General features: G+C 44.7%; 21 protein-coding genes. 12 read left to right on the plus strand and 9 right to left on the minus strand.

The features are described 5' to 3' along the window. Positions 1 to 54: 54 nt before the first annotated feature. The gene (tsaA, locus tag HKI82_RS17455; RefSeq protein ID WP_102940271.1) at positions 55 to 750 is read right to left on the minus strand and encodes a tRNA (N6-threonylcarbamoyladenosine(37)-N6)-methyltransferase TrmO; all 696 of its coding nucleotides are present in this window, start codon (positions 748 to 750) and stop codon (positions 55 to 57) included. 138 nt (positions 751 to 888) lie between these two features. Here tsaA and ykgO point away from each other — a divergent pair, with 138 nt between their 5' ends. After that, positions 889 to 1,014, plus strand: coding sequence for a type B 50S ribosomal protein L36 (gene ykgO / locus HKI82_RS17460; RefSeq protein ID WP_102940270.1), 126 nt, complete (start codon positions 889 to 891; stop codon positions 1,012 to 1,014). Between the two features lie 224 nt (positions 1,015 to 1,238). Further along, complete coding sequence (locus tag HKI82_RS17465) at positions 1,239 to 2,825, plus strand: AbgT family transporter (protein ID WP_102940269.1); 1,587 nt, start codon at positions 1,239 to 1,241, stop codon at positions 2,823 to 2,825. Between the two features lie 109 nt (positions 2,826 to 2,934). Here HKI82_RS17465 and HKI82_RS17470 read toward each other — a convergent pair whose 3' ends face one another. Continuing rightward, positions 2,935 to 3,384: a YaiI/YqxD family protein gene (locus HKI82_RS17470; protein ID WP_171138714.1), complete on the minus strand. Its 450-nt coding sequence runs from the start codon at positions 3,382 to 3,384 to the stop codon at positions 2,935 to 2,937. Continuing rightward, positions 3,381 to 3,674 carry a hypothetical protein gene (locus HKI82_RS17475; RefSeq protein ID WP_171138715.1) on the minus strand — a complete coding sequence of 98 codons (294 nt, stop codon included), beginning with the start codon at positions 3,672 to 3,674 and terminating at the stop codon, positions 3,381 to 3,383. The genes HKI82_RS17470 and HKI82_RS17475 overlap by 4 nt, the downstream gene beginning before the upstream one ends. An 883-nt stretch (positions 3,675 to 4,557) precedes the next feature. On the opposite strand from HKI82_RS17475, the gene HKI82_RS17480 reads away from it, so the two are divergent. After that, complete coding sequence (locus HKI82_RS17480; protein ID WP_171138716.1) at positions 4,558 to 5,055, plus strand: GNAT family N-acetyltransferase; 498 nt, start codon at positions 4,558 to 4,560, stop codon at positions 5,053 to 5,055. Here HKI82_RS17480 and HKI82_RS17485 read toward each other — a convergent pair. After that, complete coding sequence (locus HKI82_RS17485) at positions 5,027 to 5,329, minus strand: DUF3301 domain-containing protein (RefSeq protein WP_042488963.1); 303 nt, start codon at positions 5,327 to 5,329, stop codon at positions 5,027 to 5,029. The genes HKI82_RS17480 and HKI82_RS17485 overlap by 29 nt on opposite strands. Positions 5,330 to 5,337: 8 nt before the next feature. Beyond that, on the minus strand, positions 5,338 to 6,375 hold the full coding sequence (locus tag HKI82_RS17490) for a DUF3549 family protein (RefSeq protein ID WP_102940265.1): 1,038 nt from the start codon (positions 6,373 to 6,375) through the stop codon (positions 5,338 to 5,340). A gap of 109 nt (positions 6,376 to 6,484) precedes the next feature. On the opposite strand from HKI82_RS17490, the gene HKI82_RS17495 reads away from it, so the two are divergent. Further along, entirely contained in the window at positions 6,485 to 6,799 is a 315-nt protein-coding gene (locus HKI82_RS17495) for a YqcC family protein (RefSeq protein ID WP_171138717.1), read from the plus strand. Beyond that, on the plus strand, positions 6,790 to 7,524 hold the full coding sequence (gene truC, locus HKI82_RS17500; RefSeq protein WP_171138718.1) for a tRNA pseudouridine(65) synthase TruC: 735 nt from the start codon (positions 6,790 to 6,792) through the stop codon (positions 7,522 to 7,524). Before HKI82_RS17495 ends, truC begins: the two co-directional genes overlap by 10 nt. A gap of 70 nt (positions 7,525 to 7,594) precedes the next feature. Here truC and dxs read toward each other — a convergent pair whose 3' ends face one another. The 3 genes from dxs to xseB all read right to left on the minus strand — a co-directional run bounded on the left by dxs (position 7,595) and on the right by xseB (position 10,704). Continuing rightward, a complete protein-coding gene (dxs, locus tag HKI82_RS17505) occupies positions 7,595 to 9,460 on the minus strand; it encodes a 1-deoxy-D-xylulose-5-phosphate synthase (protein WP_171138719.1) in 1,866 nt (621 codons plus the stop codon). 20 nt (positions 9,461 to 9,480) lie between these two features. Continuing rightward, the gene (ispA, locus tag HKI82_RS17510) at positions 9,481 to 10,365 is read right to left on the minus strand and encodes a (2E,6E)-farnesyl diphosphate synthase (protein WP_171138720.1); all 885 of its coding nucleotides are present in this window, start codon (positions 10,363 to 10,365) and stop codon (positions 9,481 to 9,483) included. A gap of 96 nt (positions 10,366 to 10,461) precedes the next feature. Beyond that, positions 10,462 to 10,704 (minus strand): exodeoxyribonuclease VII small subunit, encoded by a 243-nt coding sequence (gene xseB, locus HKI82_RS17515; RefSeq protein ID WP_042488944.1) that lies wholly within the window; start codon positions 10,702 to 10,704, stop codon positions 10,462 to 10,464. Positions 10,705 to 11,054: 350 nt separating this feature from the next. Between xseB and pomA the strand changes: the two genes are divergently transcribed. From pomA to rlmM, 7 genes are all read left to right on the plus strand, one after another. After that, positions 11,055 to 11,819 (plus strand): flagellar motor protein PomA, encoded by a 765-nt coding sequence (pomA, locus tag HKI82_RS17520; RefSeq protein ID WP_102940260.1) that lies wholly within the window; start codon positions 11,055 to 11,057, stop codon positions 11,817 to 11,819. Positions 11,820 to 11,831: 12 nt separating this feature from the next. Further along, the gene (locus HKI82_RS17525; RefSeq protein ID WP_102940259.1) at positions 11,832 to 12,788 is read left to right on the plus strand and encodes a flagellar motor protein MotB; all 957 of its coding nucleotides are present in this window, start codon (positions 11,832 to 11,834) and stop codon (positions 12,786 to 12,788) included. A 207-nt stretch (positions 12,789 to 12,995) separates the two neighbouring features. Beyond that, the gene (thiI, locus tag HKI82_RS17530) at positions 12,996 to 14,444 is read left to right on the plus strand and encodes a tRNA uracil 4-sulfurtransferase ThiI (RefSeq protein ID WP_171138722.1); all 1,449 of its coding nucleotides are present in this window, start codon (positions 12,996 to 12,998) and stop codon (positions 14,442 to 14,444) included. Positions 14,445 to 14,836: 392 nt separating this feature from the next. Next, complete coding sequence (locus tag HKI82_RS17535) at positions 14,837 to 15,745, plus strand: transcriptional regulator GcvA (RefSeq protein WP_171138723.1); 909 nt, start codon at positions 14,837 to 14,839, stop codon at positions 15,743 to 15,745. Continuing rightward, positions 15,738 to 16,361 carry an alpha/beta family hydrolase gene (locus HKI82_RS17540; protein ID WP_102940256.1) on the plus strand — a complete coding sequence of 208 codons (624 nt, stop codon included), beginning with the start codon at positions 15,738 to 15,740 and terminating at the stop codon, positions 16,359 to 16,361. Before HKI82_RS17535 ends, HKI82_RS17540 begins: the two co-directional genes overlap by 8 nt. After that, positions 16,351 to 16,749: a DUF423 domain-containing protein gene (locus HKI82_RS17545; RefSeq protein ID WP_171138724.1), complete on the plus strand. Its 399-nt coding sequence runs from the start codon at positions 16,351 to 16,353 to the stop codon at positions 16,747 to 16,749. The genes HKI82_RS17540 and HKI82_RS17545 overlap by 11 nt, the downstream gene beginning before the upstream one ends. Next, positions 16,746 to 17,837, plus strand: a complete 1,092-nt coding sequence (gene rlmM / locus HKI82_RS17550) for a 23S rRNA (cytidine(2498)-2'-O)-methyltransferase RlmM (RefSeq protein ID WP_102940254.1) — start codon at positions 16,746 to 16,748, stop codon at positions 17,835 to 17,837. The genes HKI82_RS17545 and rlmM overlap by 4 nt, the downstream gene beginning before the upstream one ends. 131 nt (positions 17,838 to 17,968) lie before the next feature. Here rlmM and xni read toward each other — a convergent pair whose 3' ends face one another. Continuing rightward, on the minus strand, positions 17,969 to 18,739 hold the full coding sequence (gene xni / locus HKI82_RS17555) for a flap endonuclease Xni (RefSeq protein ID WP_171138725.1): 771 nt from the start codon (positions 18,737 to 18,739) through the stop codon (positions 17,969 to 17,971). Positions 18,740 to 18,822: the final 83 nt, after the last annotated feature.

An 18,822-nucleotide genomic window follows, 5' to 3' on the forward strand; every position in this document is an offset into this window, starting at 1 on the left:
TTATCAAAGGTGGTAATAAATTTAGCCGCTAATAATATCAGCCAAATGCGAATGTCAAAAGTGTTCAATAGTAGTAACTGTCACTAAGTTACCAGATATGGTGAATTTTACGTTCAAATTGTACAAATGTACCGCGTATTGCTTATCGTCGGGCTTATTTTTCTTGTAAGCAGGACGTGGATCTTGTGCTAGAACTTCGCTAATCACCGCTTGTTTGACGGTTGAATCTGGTAGCGAATGTAAAATAGCCAGAGCTGTAGGGCTGAATTCAACCTCAACGGTTGAAGGCTCCGCATCTGCGTATCCACCTTTTGCTTCCGGCACGGAGTCAGAGTAGGGGATATAAGGTTTGATATCGATGATGGGAGTACCATCAACCAGATCAACACTGCCCACTTCTATATAGATTTGCTCGCCTTCTTTATTTATGCCTCGAAATTCCACTGCAGACATACCAATTCCGTTCGGACGAAATGTTGAACGGGAAGCCAAGACTCCCACTCTTTCATTTCCTCCAAGACGAGGTGGTCGAACCGTTGGTTTCCAACCTGCTTCAAGATTTTGATCAAATAAGAACAATAGCCATAGATGACTGAATTGTTCTATCTCACGTACCGCTTCCAAACAGTTCAACTCGCCGAGTAACTTGATGCGAGCTCTAGCGCTCGGCACCAATCGAGGTTGACGAGGAACAGCGAACTTCTCTTTGTATGGGCTTTCGATAGTCGCAATAGGAGTGATTTTATGCATTGGTCTTTAATGAATTTCTCGTAGCAATGAAAGGGAAAAATATCATACCTAACAAAGAACCGTAGTAATTATTATTGATAGTAATTATCTTTTGTTATGTTATATTATAACAATTGTTTTTTCACCGAGGTATTGAAAATGAAAGTACTAAGTTCTTTAAAAAGCGCAAAAAATCGTCACCCAGATTGTCAAATTGTTAAGCGTCGCGGACGTCTCTACGTTATCTGTAAAGCTAACCCTAGATTTAAAGCGGTACAGCGATAAATGCCTGCCTAATATTAAATATAGCGATTGACCTAAAATTTTTAATATTTACATTTATGTAGTTTATAACACTATGCATGGTGCTGATTTGGTTTATTTTGTGCTCAAATAGAAATACTCTGTAACATCTTTGATTTTGTAATGTTCACTCCCTAAAGTACTCTTCGCCGCGTTTTTGACATTTTTGTCACAAATGCTCAGAGAAAACTACAAGGAGGAAACAGATGAGTTCGTCTGCTTCAATAAACAAACCAGCACCTAAAAAGTCACTTTTTACCCGCTTCTTAGATGGTGTTGAGTATTTAGGGAATCTATTACCCCATCCGATTACATTATTCGCTATTTTCTGTTTAGCGATTCTTATTTCATCAGGTATTGCAGGCTACTTTGAAGTCTCAGTTATGGACCCACGTCCAGAAGGCGCTAAGGGCCGTGCCGCTGATGGTATGATCCACGTTGTTAGCCTGCTTAATGCTGAAGGCCTGCAACTGATCGTAACTAACCTAGTGAAAAACTTTGTTGGTTTCGCACCTTTAGGCACAGTGCTTGTTGCTATGCTTGGTGTGGCAATTGCTGAATATTCTGGTCTTTTATCTGCTGCAATGCGTGGCCTTGTTATGGGCGCATCTGCTCGCATGGTGACAGTTACAGTTGTATTTGCAGGTATCATTTCTAATACAGCATCTGAACTTGGCTACGTGGTATTGATTCCACTTGCAGCTATGTTGTTCCACTCTTTAGGTCGTCACCCTCTGGCGGGTCTGGCTGCCGCATTTGCAGGTGTATCTGGTGGTTACTCTGCAAACCTTCTGATTGGTACTGTTGATCCACTGCTTTCAGGTATCACTGAAACCGCAGCACAAATGATTGACCCAACTTACACAGTTGGCCCAGAAGTGAACTGGTACTTCATGTTTGTTTCTACCTTCTTTATTGCAGGTATGGGTGCTTACGTAACTGAGAAGATCGTTGAACCTAAACTGGGTAAATACAACCCAGAAGAAGCAGCAGAAGACCTTTCTAAAGACAAGATGGGTACTCTGACTGATATTGAAAAACGTGGTTTGAAGCTTGCTGGTATTGCAGTACTTGCAGTAAGTGCTCTTCTTGCTTGGACTATCGTTCCTGCTGACGGTGTTCTTCGCTCTGCTGAAGGTACTGTTGCTGGTTCACCATTCCTGAAAAGTATTGTTGCTTTCATCTTTGTATTCTTCGCAATCCCTGGCTACGTTTATGGCCGTGTTGTGGGTACGATGAAAACTGACCGTGATGTTATCGATGCGATGGCGAAATCAATGTCTTCTATGGGCATGTACATTGTATTGGTATTCTTTGCTGCTCAGTTTGTTGCATTCTTCAAGTGGACTAACTTTGGTCAGGTATTTGCTGTTGCAGGTGCAGACTTCCTGCAAAACATCGGCTTAACAGGCCCAATGTTGTTCTTCGCATTTATCCTGATGTGTGGCTTCATCAACCTGATGATCGGTTCAGCATCGGCGCAGTGGGCAGTAACGGCACCAATTTTCGTTCCAATGTTAATGCTAGTAGGTTATGCGCCTGAAACGATTCAAGCGGCTTACCGTATCGGTGACTCAACCACTAACATCATCACACCAATGATGAGCTACTTTGGTCTGATCCTAGCGGTTGCAACTCGCTACATGAAGAATCTAGGTATTGGTACGCTAATCGCAACTATGCTGCCTTACTCAATCTGCTTTATGGTTGGTTGGAGCTTGTTGTTCTACGTTTGGGTATTCTTGCTAGGTCTACCTGTAGGCCCGGGTGCAGCAACGTACTACACGCCATAAGTCATGCTCGCTTTAAGCGACATATCTTGATTGGTTATATAGCTTGATTAGTTAGATAGATAATAAAAAACCTGCGAAATTCGCAGGTTTTTTTGTATTTAAAATCGAGCTATTTTTTAAACTTCGCCAGATATCTGTCTAAGTGGTTAGCGAATTCGCGTCGCTCAGTTTGAGACAGGGCACTTTGGCCTCCGGTCTGAATGCCACTTGAACGCATCGTTTCCATAAAGTCGCGAATGTTGAGGCGTGCTTTGATGGTGTCTTTCGTATAAAGCTCACCGCGTGAGTTCAACGCCAGTGCCCCTTTGGTAATCACTTCGTCGGCAAGGGGAATGTCCGAAGTGATAACCAAGTCATTCGCCTCTACTCGTCTTACAATTTCATTATCAGCGATATCAAAACCGGCAGGGACTTGAATAGAATGAATATTGACTCGTTTGGGTACTGGAATGATGTGGTTGGCAACGAAGGTACACTCTATTCCTGTGCGTTCTGCGGCACGTACAATAGTTTCTCTTATCACTTTCGGGCAAGCGTCTGCGTCAACCCATATCTTCATTGAGCTTTACCGTTAATTTGTTGTTCCAACTGTTCAATACGCTGAGTGAGCTGAACTATGGTCTGTTCTAGCTGAGTAATACGGTCTGTATCCCCACTGGTTTTTGCCGCAATTTCTACTTTCGGAACACGGTTAGCATTCTTCCAGCTTTTAATCGCAGCAATGAGGGCAGCCATAGGAACTGATGTGCTCATACGTGCTTTAACTAACGCAACTGTCGGTTCTTTTCCTTGCTGTTGCAGAGTGGTGAGCACACTTTCGAGCTCTTTAGTGACATCTTGTGTGAGCATAGGTCATCCTTCTATCTGTTGGCGTGATTTTATATCAGATTGATGGATTATTCCTGCTTAAAAGTCTTAGCGTGTCTTCGTTCGTTTTTCTTCAGTTCAAGAGCGCTAGTGAAAGTAACAGGTTCTTGTGCGAGATCTCTTACAAGTAGTGTGAGATATAAGAGTTTTGTGAAGTGGAAAATGCTACTTATCCATTCTAAGTTATTGAGTATTAATGCTTTAATCTGAGCGCTCACTTTGTGTGCAGAAATATTTGCGATAAGGTAATTGCACAAAAAATCCAAAGGCGTAGATTAAACCTCGTCGGAAGGAAACTGACACGGAATTGGATACACCACTGGACGGTGATTTCAGGACGAAAAAGTGATTAACGGATAAATCACTACATGGATACGGATACGAACGGATTCAACAGCTAACAGGAAGTTAGTTGGCAAGGAAAGCAAAAAGGATAAACCCTAGGAAAGGGTAGGACACCATCAGGATGATGGGAAGGACACCGCTCAAGGAACAAGTGATGAGCGCTAACAGGAAAGTTAGCATAAAGGATGAAAACGGACACCGCTAGGAAGGCGATGCAAGGATTTGACTGAAGGATTCGGTTTTTTAGGGATGATGCAGGATGCACGCATTTGTAGCCGGATAGCTGCACACAAGACTTAAACCCCAGCACTCAGGTGTTGGGGTTTTTCTTAATTTGAAGTTTTCTAATTCAAATTCTGTTATCTCTGCGACAAATTCTACCGACCACATAGTGACCTTTTGATCGTTATCTATGCGAAAATCAGTAAAATAATAAAAATAATCAGTGGCTTAAATTTTTTTTGTTTTTGTTAGTAATGGCAAAAACGCTATTCATTTGATGTTGTAACAAGGACTGTTTGTGACAATAGTGACACGGCGAACACTGTTAATTCCCTATACAGAATCGTTCGAGTTGGACTTTTTGATGCTGAACTGCTGTGCGAAAAACAGGGCGTATATGAACGGCCCTAAAACGGTTTCGGCATCAAGAGAGTTATTCAAGCGCGTACTCAATGACTCCTCCATTCATGCAATGGCGGTTCTGGATAACTACAATCGTGAGTTTATGGGGCATGTGTTTATCGAGCGAGATGACATTAAAGCTGAACTGGGCTTTATTTTCGATAAGCTGTACTGGAAGCAAGGTATAGCGTCTGAAGCGCTAAAAGCGTTTTTTCCCAAAGCCTGTGAGCGATTAGGACTGATGAGAGTCGTTGCGAGTGCTGAAATTGAAAACCTTTCCGCGATTAAGATACTGCAAGCTTTAGGCTTTCAAAACAAGGGCGAAAATGAAGAACATTTCGCCCCGAGTTATGACTTCGAATGGATTAGACCATCCGATGTGGCGGTAAGTTAAAGCGCATAGGAATGAAACCTCGCATTTCCAGCTTTCCTTGGTAACAGTCGTCGCCTAAAGCCGAAAATTCAAACAAGTAAACCGTATGCCAAAACCAGCGACCATCGCTGGTTTTCCATTTGTGACCGCCAAATGAGACGCTTAGCAATTGGAGTTCAAGCTGATCGCACTTTCTCAACACATGTGACTTTGCGATTTCAGACTGACGCCTTTGTTGCCAAAAGAGAAAACAGACAAAGCACAGCGCCAATATTGCCAATAAGTCTCCAATCATCTTCGATCCTAAGACTTTGTATCTTGTTGAAGTTTAATCAGCGCTTGAGCGAGCTCTTCAGATGGTGTGCCATGCAAAAGCGGCAACAACACCATTCTTAGCTCTGGCAACATGACTAAGTCGGCAAATAGCTGATTAAACAGAGTCTGGTTGCCTGTTTGTGCCAGCCTTAGCAAGAACTGCTCTGCTCGCGAATTTAGGTTCAAGACATGCCAAGCGCGACCTGCAATCGCAATCAGAACTTCAGGATGGCTTAAGCGCGGGCTCGCTAAGATAGCATCGACAATCTTGCTCAGCAGTTTTTCATCTGAACCGGAAAGCGCACGAGTTAATGCCGACAGTAAGAACAGATCGGGATCTTTGCTTGATATCTCTGCCTGCGCAAATTCTTCAAGACGCTCGGCCAGTTTAGCGGGCAGTTTAGTATGCTCAAGTGCTCCAAGCAGCGCATAAAGAGGTTGCGTGGGTAAGTGAGAAAGGGCTTTACGCACCATAGGTCCGTTTTGTTCTTGGCTTAAGCGGGCACAAATATCGGTAATACCTTGCAGACCGACGGTTTGCCAGTTGTTCCAGCCAAGGCCACCTGAGAAATAGTGCTGTGCGTGCTCGTAATACTGGCTGCAAGGCATATCTAGCTCAGCTCGAATTTGGCTATGGAAGACCGCCATTTTGTCTTCAGATGGTTTAAAGGTGTAGGGATTGTTTGCCAGTTTTTCCTGTTGCTCTTCGGTAAGCTCTTTATTAAGACGAGTGCCCATAGCTTCAACTACGTACTTAATGAATTGTCCTACATCCGCTTGTTGCAACAATCCTCGTTCGTCTAAAGAAAATTTCAGAAACCAAATCCAAGGTTGTTTGGTTTCATTCCAGTACGCAATAGCAAGGTGAGCGGTACGCTTTACAGGATATGGATAAGCTTGATGTCCTTGTTCTACGTGCGAAAACTGATCGTTGTCGATCGGTTGAATACGTCGGCCAAGGTCGAAGATTTGATATTGGCAGCCGCTGTTTTTTAGCAGCGCTGTCAGAGTTTGAATATTGTCCATGGGAGCAAAATGTTCCTACTTTTCTTTGGGGCAAGTAACCCTTCTTTCCCCAATAAATGGTACTCTATGGCCCTTTTTCAAGGTGTACGACCAATAAACTTGGTGAATCATGACAATTAACACAAAACTGACCCAAGCTTTGGAGCAGTTAGAAGGTGAAATGCGCCAATGTGAAGTATGGCAGTCAACGCCTCCGAGCTTGGAAGCGATGCAAAGTGTTGAGCCATTTTCCATCGATACGCTCGACCCGCATGAGTGGCTTCAGTGGGTGTTTATTCCAACGATGCAGAAATTAATTGATGAAGGACAAGCGATTCCAAGAGGGTTTGAGTTGTCGCCTTATTTTGAGGAAGTCTGGAAACATCAAGATCAGTTTCAGGCTGTTTTGCTGGTGGTAAACCATATTGATAGGGTATGTCAGTAATGTTGGAAATTATCTACCAAGACGAGTATTTGGTGGCGGTAAACAAACCAGCGGGAATGTTGGTGCATCGTTCATGGCTGGACAAGCATGAGACTCAGTTTGTGATGCAGACATTGAGAGACCAAATTGGTCAGCATGTTTTTCCATTGCATCGTTTAGACCGACCCACTTCCGGTGTGCTGGTTTTTGCGTTATCGAGCGAAATTGCTTCCAACGTTATGCCGATGTTTGCTAATCATGAAATGGTTAAAACGTATCATGCAATTGTCCGCGGCTGGATTGAAGAGGGCGATGTGTTGGATTATCCGCTCAAAGAAGAGCTGGATAAAATTGCCGATAAGTTTGCCAAGCAAGATAAAGAAGCGCAGTCTGCGGTGACCGAGTACCAACCACTTGCCAAAGTGGAAGTGCCGTTTTCAACCGGAAAATTCCCAACTACTCGCTACTGTTTAGTTGAAATGAAACCTAAGACCGGGCGTAAACATCAGTTGCGTCGTCATATGGCGCATCTTCGTCATCCAATTGTTGGTGATACCACGCATGGTGATGGTAAACACAACCGTTTGTATCGCGAAGAGTACGATTGCCATCGCTTAATGTTGCACGCCAGCGAACTGCGTTTTGTGCATCCGTATACTAAGCAAGAGTTGGTATTAAAGGCTTCTTTTGATGAAAGCTGGCAAAAGTTGTTTGCTGAGTTTGAGTGGAACCTTCCACAGCCCTAAATACGGGGCTTATACAAAACAAAAAGCCTTCTCTCAGAGAAGGCTTCTTCGTAGCAATAATCTTATTGGATTACTTATTCAGGTATGTTTCTACGGCAGCTTTGATGCCAGCACCGTCTAAACCAAGTTCAGCATGCATCTCTTCTTGGGTTCCTTGAGCAATGAACTGATCAGGAAGACCAAGATTCAGCACCGGCTTGATGATTTTTTCTCTCATCATAAACTCAACAACGCCTGCTCCTGCGCCACCTGCAATCGCGTTCTCTTCCAGTGTCACAATGATATCGTGGTTAGCTGAAAGTTCTTTGATTAGTGCTTCATCTAATGGTTTAACGAATCGCATGTCAGCCACGGTTGCATTCACTTCTTCAGCCGCTTCCAGAGCATAAGGAAGTAGTGAACCGAAGCTTAGAATCGCCACTTTTTCACCTTGACGCATCATGCGACCTTTACCGATTTCAAGCGCAGTAAACTCTTGCTTGATTTCAACACCCATACCGTTGCCACGTGGGTAGCGAACAGCACTCGGGCCTTGGTGTTGATGACCGGTATACAGCATTTGACGACATTCGTTTTCATCTGCCGGAGCCATGATGGTCATGTTCGGGATGCAACGCATAAAGCTTAAATCGAATGCACCTTGGTGAGTTTGACCATCTGCACCGACAAGTCCAGCACGGTCAATAGCAAACATCACTGGCAGATTCATAATTGCGATGTCGTGAATCAACTGATCGTAACCACGTTGCAGGAAGGTCGAGTAAATCGCCACAATCGGGTTGTATTTAGCGATTGCCATACCTGTTGCTAATGTCACAGCATGTTGCTCAGCGATCGCCACGTCGAAGTATTGAGATGGGTACTCTTTCGAGAAACGAACCATGCCAGAGCCTTCACGCATCGCAGGTGTGATTGCCATCAGTTTTGGATCTTGCGCTGCCATATCACATAGGAAATCACCGAAGATCTTCGAGTAGGTCGGTTTGGTACTTGAGCTCTTAGGCAAGCTGCTATGACTTGGATCGAACTTAGGCACGCCGTGGTAACCAATCGGATCTTTCTCCGCTGGTTCATAGCCTTTGCCTTTTTTCGTCATAATATGAAGGAACTGCGGGCCTTTAAGCTCACGCATGTTCTTCAATGTTTTGACCAGTTCAAGTACGTCGTGACCATCCACTGGACCGATATAGTTAAAACCCAACTCTTCGAAAAGCGTTCCCGGCACGACCATGCCTTTCAGGTGCTCTTCCGTACGGCGAACCAATTCTTTGATTGGCGGAACACCAGAGAGAACTTTTTTACCGCCTTCGCGAATGGAAGTGTACAAACTGCCTGACAGTACCTGAGCAAGATGGTTGTTCAGTGCGCCAACGTTCTCAGAAATCGACATTTCATTGTCGTTGAGAATAACCAGCATATCAGGATGAACGTCACCAGCGTGGTTCATGGCTTCAAATGCCATGCCTGCGGTAATCGCGCCGTCACCAATCACGCTGACGATCTTACGATCAGCGCCTTCTTTGCCTGCACAAATAGCCATGCCCAAAGCAGCACTGATAGAGGTTGAGGAGTGACCGACAGACAAGGTGTCGTATTCGCTCTCTTCGCGCCATGGGAAAGGATGAAGGCCGTCTTTCTGGCGAATCGTAGGCATTTGCTCACGACGTCCCGTCAGGATTTTATGCGGATAAGCCTGATGACCCACGTCCCAAATCAACTGATCAAATGGCGTGTTGTAGACGTAGTGAATCGCCACTGTCAGTTCAACAGTGCCTAAGCCAGAAGCCAGGTGTCCGCTTGATTGACTAACAGAGTTAAGCAGATACGTTCTGAGTTCATCACAAAGCTTTGGCAGAATGTTTTTAGGCAGACTGCGTAATTCGTCCGGCGTATTCGCCAGAGCCAGTGTTGGATATTTTGAAATATCAAGAGTCATAATTATGCGCGCTTATAGTGTTAATTTTTGCGCTCGATGACGTATCGGGCGAACTCTTCAAGACATTCTGTATTGTAGGGAATAGCTTCAAGTGCTTGAAGTGCTTCCTGTAACAGAGTTTGGGCTTTATTTATCGCTCCGTCCAATCCTAATAGAGCTGGGTATGTACTTTTGTTGAGCTGTTGGTCTGAACCTTGAGGTTTACCCAAAGTTTCGGTATCGCCGATGACATCCAAAATGTCGTCTTGTACTTGAAATGCGAGGCCAACGGCATCGGCATATTTATCAAGTTGTGGCAGAACTTGTAGGCCCTTCTCGCCAGCGGCTAAAGCCCCTAAACGAATCGCACAGCGCATAAGTGCGCCGGTTTTATTGCGATGAATTGTTTCGAGCTCTTGCAACGAAATAAGACGATTCTCTGCGCCAAGATCAAGTGCTTGTCCTAAACACATACCTTGTGCGCCGGAAGCTTCAGCCAATACCTGAACCATTTTGATACGATTGACTTCGCCGGCTTCGGACAGAGTGCCTTCGGCCAAAATGGTAAATGCTAAGGTTTGCAGGGCGTCACCAGTTAGGATCGCCGTTGCTTCATCGAATTTAATATGGCACGTCGGCTTACCACGGCGTAGCTCATCATCGTCCATGGCAGGTAGATCGTCATGGATAAGTGAATACGCGTGGATACACTCCACTGCTGATGCAGGGGTGTCTATATCTTCAATAGAGCAACCTAGCATCAGGGCTGTTATATAGACCAAATAGGGGCGAGCGCGTTTACCGCCCAGCAGCAAGCCATAACGCATTGCTTCAATCAGCGCTAAGTCTTGGTTTGGCAGGCGGTTTAACCAGTGGTCAAGCTGCTCATTATTTCGTTTTTGATAAGAGGTTAGAGCCTCAATCATAGGACACTCTTAAACGTTTCGTTCAGCCGCTAGTCGCATTATCAATCAGAGAAAAAACGACGAGAGACAATAAATAGTTAAGAACAATAAATATCGTTATTCAGGTAATTCGTTAAATTCACTGAGTGGCGCATCATCTGTGTTGCTCAGCAGAATGCTAACACGTTGTTCCGCTTCATCCAGCTTACTTTGACCTGAGCGAGCAAGAGCGATACCACGTTCGAATTTTTTCAGTGCATCGTCTAGTGTTAAATCACCATTTTCTAGCTGCTCGACCACTTGATCTAACTCTTCAATGGTCGCCTCGAAAGACATGTTTTCTGGTTTTTTACTCGCCATAATATTGTTGCCTTGGGAAAGATGCACGAAAGTTACCTTAGCCTGTGTTGATGGTCAAATTTAACCAACCAATTTTGTCAGAATTACTGAGGTTTTTAGTCGATACCGATAACGAATATGAAAATTCACTTGGGTGAGTAATTCGTAATTAATGGGCATTTTGTGCAATCTATGAATACCGAAGGTGCATATTGGCACGCTTTAAGTATAAACTTGTTGTTGGCGTAATTGAGGCACAAGTGTCCTTTCGTCAATTTTCTATTTAAGAATTTGATTCTCTTGTCGATAAGAGAATAACTGAGAGTCGTTCGGCTCTAATCAATGCGAACATATTGTCTGAGGAGTGCTTCGTGGATTTAGCTACGCTGATAGGTCTGATTGGTGGCCTAGCTTTCGTTGTTATGGCGATGGTTTTAGGTGGAAGCCTAATGATGTTCGTCGACGTAACCTCAATTCTTATTGTTGTCGGTGGCTCAACGTTTGTTGTTTTGATGAAATTTACCATGGGGCAGTTCTTCGGAGCGGCTAAAATTGCTGGTAAAGCATTTATGTTCAAGGCAGACGAACCAGAAGATTTGATCGCAAAAATTGTAGAAATGGCTGACGCTGCACGTAAAGGTGGTTTCCTTGCTTTGGAAGAGATGGAAATCAGTAACAGCTTTATGCAAAAGGGCATTGATTTACTGGTAGATGGTCATGACGCGGATGTAGTTCGCGCAACTCTACAAAAAGACATTGCATTAACCGATGAGCGACACGAATTTGGTTCGGGTGTTTTCCGCGCATTTGGTGACGTTGCACCCGCGATGGGGATGATCGGTACGCTTGTTGGTCTGGTCGCGATGTTGTCGAACATGGATGACCCGAAAGCCATCGGTCCTGCAATGGCGGTTGCACTTTTAACCACGCTATACGGTGCGGTTCTTGCGAACATGGTGTTTTTCCCAATTGCAGACAAATTATCGCTTCGCCGTGAACAAGAAACATTAAACCGCCGTCTGATTATGGATGGTGTTCTAGCAATCCAAGATGGTCAAAACCCACGTGTGATTGACAGCTACTTGAAGAACTACCTCAACGAGGGCAAACGAGCTCTTGATATTGATAGCGAATAACCGGAGCAAATGATGGATGACCAAAAGTGTAAATGTCCACCTCCGGGTCTTCCCGCTTGGTTGGGGACATTTGCCGACCTAATGTCCCTATTAATGTGCTTCTTCGTACTGCTGCTTTCGTTTTCGGAAATGGACGTACTGAAGTTCAAGCAGATTGCCGGCTCGATGAAATTTGCTTTTGGTGTGCAAAACCGTCTGGAAGTGAAAGACATTCCAAAAGGTACCAGCATCATTGCTCAGGAGTTCCGTCCGGGGCGTCCTGAGCCGACACCTATCGATGTGATTATGCAGCAAACCATAGACATCACTCAGCAGACGTTAGAGTTCCACGAAGGGGACGAAGACCGTGCTGGTGGTACTATGCGTGATGCTGGCGATATGACTGGTGGTCAGTCGCCAGAAACATCGACTGAAGATAACCAAAATACCGAGTCGGAATCTCAACAACAGCAATCTCAGGCAACTTCTGAAGCGACTGAGACCTTGATGGAAACCATTAAGAACGCGCTGCAACGGGAAATCGAGCAAGGCGCAATCGAAGTGGATAACCTTGGTCAACAAATTGTTATCCGTATTCGAGAGAAAGGCGCATTCCCTGAAGGTTCTGCTTTCTTGCAACCTAAGTTCCGCCCTCTGGTTCGTCAGATAGCGGATCTGGTTAAAGATGTTCCGGGTATCGTTCGGGTTTCTGGTCACACCGATAACCAAAGAATTGATTCGGAACTGTATCGTTCAAACTGGGATCTTTCCTCTCAGCGCGCCGTGTCTGTAGCTCAAGAGATGGAATCGGTGCGCGGCTTCTCACACCAGCGCTTGCGGGTACGAGGCATGGCAGATACCGAGCCTTTGGGACCTAATGACACCGCGGCTCAACGCTCTCGTAACCGTCGTGTGGAAATCAGCATTATGCAGGGCGAGCCGATGTACAGTGATGAAATACCATCAGCACAAGCTGGCTCAATTCAATAGCTAAGCGACGAAATACAGTTCAAAGGCAAGCTTCAGGCTTGCCTTTTTCTTTGGCGCGCTTTTATCGTTGCGTCATTATCGTGTATAATCTCGCCCCCTTAGTGATACCCACTCTGGTCGTCGATGAAATTAGCGTTATTGCTGAGTTCAGAGATGTAGCTAAGTACAAGCTACTATTACGTTAATACTTTAATTGCGAAGACACTTATGAAATTTATTGTTAAGCCCCATCCAGAAATCTTTGTTAAAAGTGAGTCGGTGCGTAAGCGCTTCACGAAAATTCTTGAGTCTAATATTCGCAATATCGTAAAGAGCCGTACGACAGGCGTTGCTGTATTTAACCGTCGTGACCACATTGAAGTGACGTCAGAAAGTGACCGCTTCTTTAATGAAACGCTGGAAATTTTGACCAGAACACCGGGTATTCAACAAGTCCTGGAAGTTAAGCAATCAGAGTTCAAAGATCTTCACGATATTTACGAGCAAGTGCTTGAAACTAGCCGTCATCTGATTGAAAACAAAACCTTCGTGGTTCGCGCTAAGCGTCGTGGTAAGCATGATTTCTCTTCCATCGAGCTTGAGCGTTACGTTGGTGGCGGTCTAAACCAAGCCGTTGAAAGTGCGAAGGTTAAACTAACCAATCCTGACGTGACGATTAACGTTGAAGTTAACGATGAGTTGCTTAATCAAATTATCAGACGTTACAAAGGCTTAGGTGGTTTCCCTCTTGGCACTCAAGAAGATGTACTTAGCCTGATCTCTGGTGGTTTTGATTCGGGCGTTTCAAGCTACTTACACATTAAGCGTGGCTCAAAAGTTCATTACTGTTTCTTCAATTTGGGTGGCCCAGCTCACGAGATTGGTGTTAAGCAAGTTGCCCACTTCTTGTGGAACAAATATGGTTCTTCTGCCAAGGTGCGTTTCATCTCTGTTGATTTCGAACCGGTTGTTGCGGAAATTCTTGAGAAAATCGATGACGGCCAAATGGGCGTTATTCTTAAGCGCATGTTTATGCGTGCTGCAGGTCAGGTTGCTGAGAAATTCGGCATTCAAGCACTGGTAACGGGTGAAGCATTAGGTCAGGTATCAAGCCAGACTTTGACGAACCTGCGCCATATCGATGGTGTGACTGACACCTTGATTCTTCGCCCTTTGATTAACTGGGATAAAGAAGACATCATCACGCTTGCTCGTGAAATCGGCACTGAAGACTTCGCGAAAACAATGCCAGAATACTGTGGTGTTATCTCGAAGAGCCCGACAGTTAAAGCGGTAAAAGCGAGGCTGGAAGCAGAAGAAGCGAAGTTTGATTTCTCTATTCTGGACAAAGTAGTGTACGACGCTCGTGTTATGGATATCCGTGACATTGAGAAAGAGAGCCAAGAGCAAGCACCTGAAGTAGAGCAAGTTGCAGCGGTTCAGGAACACGCGGTTGTACTTGATATTCGCAGTGCAGATGAACAAGAAGATAAGCCGCTAGAGATTGATGGTGTGGAAGTGAAGCACATTCCTTTCTTCAAACTTTCAACTCAGTTTGGCGATCTTGATCAGTCTAAGACTTACTTATTGTATTGTGAACGTGGCGTAATGAGCCGTTTACAAGCTCTGTACTTGCAAGAGCAAGGCTACAAGAACGTGAAAGTTTATCGCCCATAAGCGTTAGCTGAATACACTAAATAGTAAAGGCGCAACTTGTTGATTAAGGTTGCGTTTTTTTATGTTTGTCAGATATTCAGACATAAAAAAACACCGCCAATAGGCGGTGCTAAAAATTTGACAGACAGGTCAAAATAAATACAGGAAGTATATGTTTTGTAACAGGGGATAACTGCACAAAACAGGCGGTAGAATTCTACCTAACTCGAAAATCGAGTATGCAAACACAACATCGTAATAATAAAGCCAATTGATTCAGGAGAATCAAGCCGTTCAGGCTCATATTACGGGACGAAATATAGATTTTCTCTGGCTGGTTAGCAATGGACAATTTATAATGTTTCAGATAAAAAAAACTAATGAATATTTGGAACAATACATAGGATTGAACCATGTCCAGACGATTACCTCCATTGAACTCACTGAAAGTGTTCGAAGCCGCCGCTCGTCATTTGAGTTTTACTCGTGCAGCAGAAGAACTTTTTGTGACTCAAGCCGCTGTTAGTCATCAAATTAAGGCTCTTGAAGAGTTTCTAGGATTAAAGCTATTTCGTCGTCGTAATCGCTCTTTATTGCTTACCGAAGAGGGACAAGCGTACTTTCTGGACATCAAAGATATCTTTGGTTCATTGGCTGAAGCGACCGATAAGTTATTGGAACGTAGTGAAAAAGGTGCATTGACCATCAGTCTTCCACCGAGCTTTGCCATTCAGTGGTTAGTGCCTCGGCTTGCCGACTTTAACCAACAGCAACCGGATATTGATGTGCGTATTAAAGCGGTCGATATGGAAGAAGGCTCGTTGACCGATGATGTGGATGTCGCTATCTATTATGGGCGAGGTCACTGGCCCGGTTTACGTGCTGATAAGCTCTATCAAGAGTTTTTGATTCCTCTTTGTTCACCTTCTTTGTTGCTGGGTCATAAGCCACTGAATTCATTAAGTGACCTTCCCCTACACACTTTGTTACATGATACTTCACGTCGTGACTGGAAGCAGTTCGCTAAAGAGAACCATATCGATGGTGTGAACGTGAATCACGGACCAATTTTCAGCCACTCAACCATGGTGCTTCAAGCGGCTGTTCACGGCCAAGGCATTGCTTTGGGGAACAACGTATTGGCACAACCAGAAATCGATGCTGGCCGCCTTGTGGCGCCGTTTGATGAAGTGTTAATGACTAAGAACGCCTTCTATGTGGTTTGTCATGAGAAGCAAGCGGATATGGGGCGTATCGCGACATTCCGCGACTGGATGCTGAAGAAGGCTCGTAGCGAGCAAGAGGTCATATTAGATGAGTAACCTAAGAATAGAGGGGGAGGAAAGCTCCCCTCTGTTTATTTTTGCCCACGGTGCGGGTGCAGATATGGATCACGAGTTTATGTCGCAAGTGGCAGCAGGACTCGCAAGTAAAGGCATTCGTGTCGTACGTTTTAATTTTCCTTATATGGTAAAACGAGCGGAAGACGGTAAACGTCGACCGCCGGATCGTGCGCCGAAACTGCTGGAAGCGTTTGAACAAGTCATTGCAGAGCATGCGTCTCAAACGGTTGTTATCGGTGGTAAATCCATGGGCGGCAGAATGGCTTCGATGCTAAGCGAGAACCCTATGGTCAAAGGCATTGCTTGTTTGGGCTTTCCTTTTCATCCGCCGGGTAAAGTTGACAAGTACAAGGGCGAGCATTTGGCTTCATTGGAAAAACCTTGTCTGATATTACAAGGTGAGCGCGATACTTTTGGTAGCCGAGAAGAGTGTTCAAGCTTCCAGTTTAGCAACCATGTAAAGATTGAATTCATCCCCGATGGCGACCACAGCTTCAAACCTCGCAAGTCTTCCGGTCATACTGAAACCAGCAATATCACTCTTGCTGTGGAACATTTAACTCAATTTATTCTGGAACTGAACAATGAAAAGTAAGTATTTGCTCACCATAGGTGGTTTGTTTTCTGGTATTGCCGTTGCATTGGGAGCATTTGCTGCTCATGGGTTAAAGGCGTATGTCACGCCGTATCAGCTAGAAGTGTTCCAAACTGGGGTTCAGTATCAGTTCATCCATGCGGCAGCATTGATTGCTTGTGGCATTTTGCTGGTTTTGTCTCGCAGTGAAAAAGCGCAAAAATATTTTAGCCGCGCGGCGATTTGCTTTATCATCGGCATCTTTTGTTTTAGTGGCAGCTTATATGCGCTAGCGCTAACAGGAATAAAGTGGTTCGGGCCAATTACTCCAATGGGTGGTCTACTCTTTATGATCGGCTGGGCGATGTTTGTTCTGGCTGCCATAAATTTTGATGAGGTGAAACAGTGAAACAAGTGATGCTCTATTGTCGTGCGGGCTTTGAAAAAGAGTGTGCAGGCGAGATCCAAGATAAAGCAACCCAACTTGAGGTTTTTGGTTTCCCTCGTGTCGTTAATAACTCAGGCTTTGTTTTGTTTGAGTGCTACCAAGACGGCGATGCAGACAAACTGATCAAGAACATCGATTTTCAGGCGCTGATATTCTCTCGCCAGATGTTTGCAGTAGCAGCTGAGTTTACTGCTTTACCAACAGAAGACCGTATTTCGCCGATTTTATCGGAACTTGCTGACATCGAAGCATTTCCACTTTGTGGTGATGTTCGTGTTGAAACGCCAGATACCAATGAAGCGAAAGAACTGCTGAAATTCTGTCGTAAGTTCACTGTGCCACTACGCCAAGCATTGCGTGGTAAAGGCATTCTGACAGCAAAAGACAACGCCAAACGACCTGTTCTGCATGTGTGTTTTGTCAAATCTGGTCACTGCTTTGTCGGTTACTCATACAGCCAGAACAACTCTAAGTTCTTTATGGGCATCCCGCGTTTGAAGTTCCCAGCAGATGCACCAAGTCGTTCAACACTTAAGCTGGAAGAAGCGTTCCATGTATTTATTCCACGTGAAGAGTGGGATGACCGTTTAGCTCCGGGCATGTGGGCGGTTGATCTGGGTGCTTGCCCTGGCGGCTGGACATATCAGCTAGTGAAGCGCTCTATGTTTGTTCATGCTATCGATAACGGCATGATGGCAGACAGTTTGATGGAAACCGGTCAGGTAAAACACCATATGGTTGATGGCTTCAAATTTGAGCCGCCACGTAAGAATGTGACTTGGTTGGTTTGCGATATGATCGAAAAGCCTTCTCGTGTGGCGCAGTTGATGGGCGAGTGGATCATTAGTGGTTGGGCGAAAGAAGCGATCTTCAACCTCAAACTGCCAATGAAAGGCCGTTACGATGAAGTGCTGCAAGATATTGAGAACTTAAAGATTTTTCTAAAAGATCATAATGTTAAGTTCAAGCTTCAGGCGAAACATCTTTACCATGACCGTGAAGAAATTACCGTGCATGTGCAGACGTTAAAAACGATCTCTCCACACTAATCCTCGTTTTAATTGAAGCTGCAGGATCTGAGTTCATTAACCTGACGTTTATCTGCAGTTTCAATTGGTTAGAGGATAACCATACTTACAAAAAAACGCGCCTTAAGCGCGTTTTTTTGTGTATGAGCTAGTCACTCTTTGTTAAAGCGAATGTCTTGAAGATTAAAGCCAAGTTCAATGTCAGTTTTCAGCGTGGAGATCTGCTTACAAATACGCGCCATTTCAATATGTTCATCGAGTTTCTTGCGGTATTTTGGCGCAAGTTCCGAACTCGAAAAGGCTTCCTCAATGCTAGCAAACTGAGTCAGGATCTCTTTGGCAGCTTTAGGGCCTATTCCAGCCACTCCGGGAACTTGGCTTGAGCTGATGCCTGTCAGTCCCCAATAATCAGCTAGTTGCGAAGGCTTCACTCCGAATTCACTCTCAATAAATGGTTCATCCAACCAGCGGTGCTGGAAGTAATCTCTGATTTGCAGAGTCGGAGAGAGCAGTTGGCAGTAGCCTTTATCAGTAGAAATGATAGTGACTTTTTCATTGTGGCTTGCCACTTTGCACGCGAGCGTTGCCACCAAATCATCCGCTTCATCGCCTTCAGAAAGCAGTGAATCAATACCTAATTCCCACCATGCTTGTTGAATGCGATCTAGTCCTTGCTGTAAGGGCTCAGGCATCGGCTTACGGCCTTCTTTATAAGACGGCAATAGTTCTGCTCGCCATCCTCTGTCCTGCAGGTGGTGATCAAACACAGCAATAATATGTGTCGGTTCTGATTCGCTGATTATACGAGTGAGTGTTCGAGTGGTTGTGTTTATGGTTCGCTCGATATCATTAGGATCTGGCTGCGCTGAGTGAACGCGGCGAATGAGGTTAAGAGCATCAATAATGACAAGATGAATAGACATAAACACAAAAAAATAAGGAGCGATTGCCCCTTATTCTAATGAAATTCAATGAGATTACTACCGTAGCTCGTCTTTCATATTTA

This window comes from Vibrio plantisponsor (assembly GCF_013041605.1).
Taxonomy (GTDB): domain Bacteria; phylum Pseudomonadota; class Gammaproteobacteria; order Enterobacterales; family Vibrionaceae; genus Vibrio; species Vibrio plantisponsor.

Coding starts and splice junctions, on each gene's coding strand:
- tsaA (WP_102940271.1), bottom strand. CDS start 750: ATGCATAAAATCACTCCTATTGCGACTATCGAAAGCCCATACAAAGAG.
- ykgO (WP_102940270.1), top strand. CDS start 889: ATGAAAGTACTAAGTTCTTTAAAAAGCGCAAAAAATCGTCACCCAGAT.
- HKI82_RS17465 (WP_102940269.1), top strand. CDS start 1,239: ATGAGTTCGTCTGCTTCAATAAACAAACCAGCACCTAAAAAGTCACTT.
- HKI82_RS17470 (WP_171138714.1), bottom strand. CDS start 3,384: ATGAAGATATGGGTTGACGCAGACGCTTGCCCGAAAGTGATAAGAGAA.
- HKI82_RS17475 (WP_171138715.1), bottom strand. CDS start 3,674: ATGCTCACACAAGATGTCACTAAAGAGCTCGAAAGTGTGCTCACCACT.
- HKI82_RS17485 (WP_042488963.1), bottom strand. CDS start 5,329: ATGATTGGAGACTTATTGGCAATATTGGCGCTGTGCTTTGTCTGTTTT.
- HKI82_RS17490 (WP_102940265.1), bottom strand. CDS start 6,375: ATGGACAATATTCAAACTCTGACAGCGCTGCTAAAAAACAGCGGCTGC.
- HKI82_RS17495 (WP_171138717.1), top strand. CDS start 6,485: ATGACAATTAACACAAAACTGACCCAAGCTTTGGAGCAGTTAGAAGGT.
- truC (WP_171138718.1), top strand. CDS start 6,790: ATGTCAGTAATGTTGGAAATTATCTACCAAGACGAGTATTTGGTGGCG.
- dxs (WP_171138719.1), bottom strand. CDS start 9,460: ATGACTCTTGATATTTCAAAATATCCAACACTGGCTCTGGCGAATACG.
- ispA (WP_171138720.1), bottom strand. CDS start 10,365: ATGATTGAGGCTCTAACCTCTTATCAAAAACGAAATAATGAGCAGCTT.
- xseB (WP_042488944.1), bottom strand. CDS start 10,704: ATGGCGAGTAAAAAACCAGAAAACATGTCTTTCGAGGCGACCATTGAA.
- HKI82_RS17525 (WP_102940259.1), top strand. CDS start 11,832: ATGGATGACCAAAAGTGTAAATGTCCACCTCCGGGTCTTCCCGCTTGG.
- thiI (WP_171138722.1), top strand. CDS start 12,996: ATGAAATTTATTGTTAAGCCCCATCCAGAAATCTTTGTTAAAAGTGAG.
- HKI82_RS17535 (WP_171138723.1), top strand. CDS start 14,837: ATGTCCAGACGATTACCTCCATTGAACTCACTGAAAGTGTTCGAAGCC.
- HKI82_RS17540 (WP_102940256.1), top strand. CDS start 15,738: ATGAGTAACCTAAGAATAGAGGGGGAGGAAAGCTCCCCTCTGTTTATT.
- HKI82_RS17545 (WP_171138724.1), top strand. CDS start 16,351: ATGAAAAGTAAGTATTTGCTCACCATAGGTGGTTTGTTTTCTGGTATT.
- xni (WP_171138725.1), bottom strand. CDS start 18,739: ATGTCTATTCATCTTGTCATTATTGATGCTCTTAACCTCATTCGCCGC.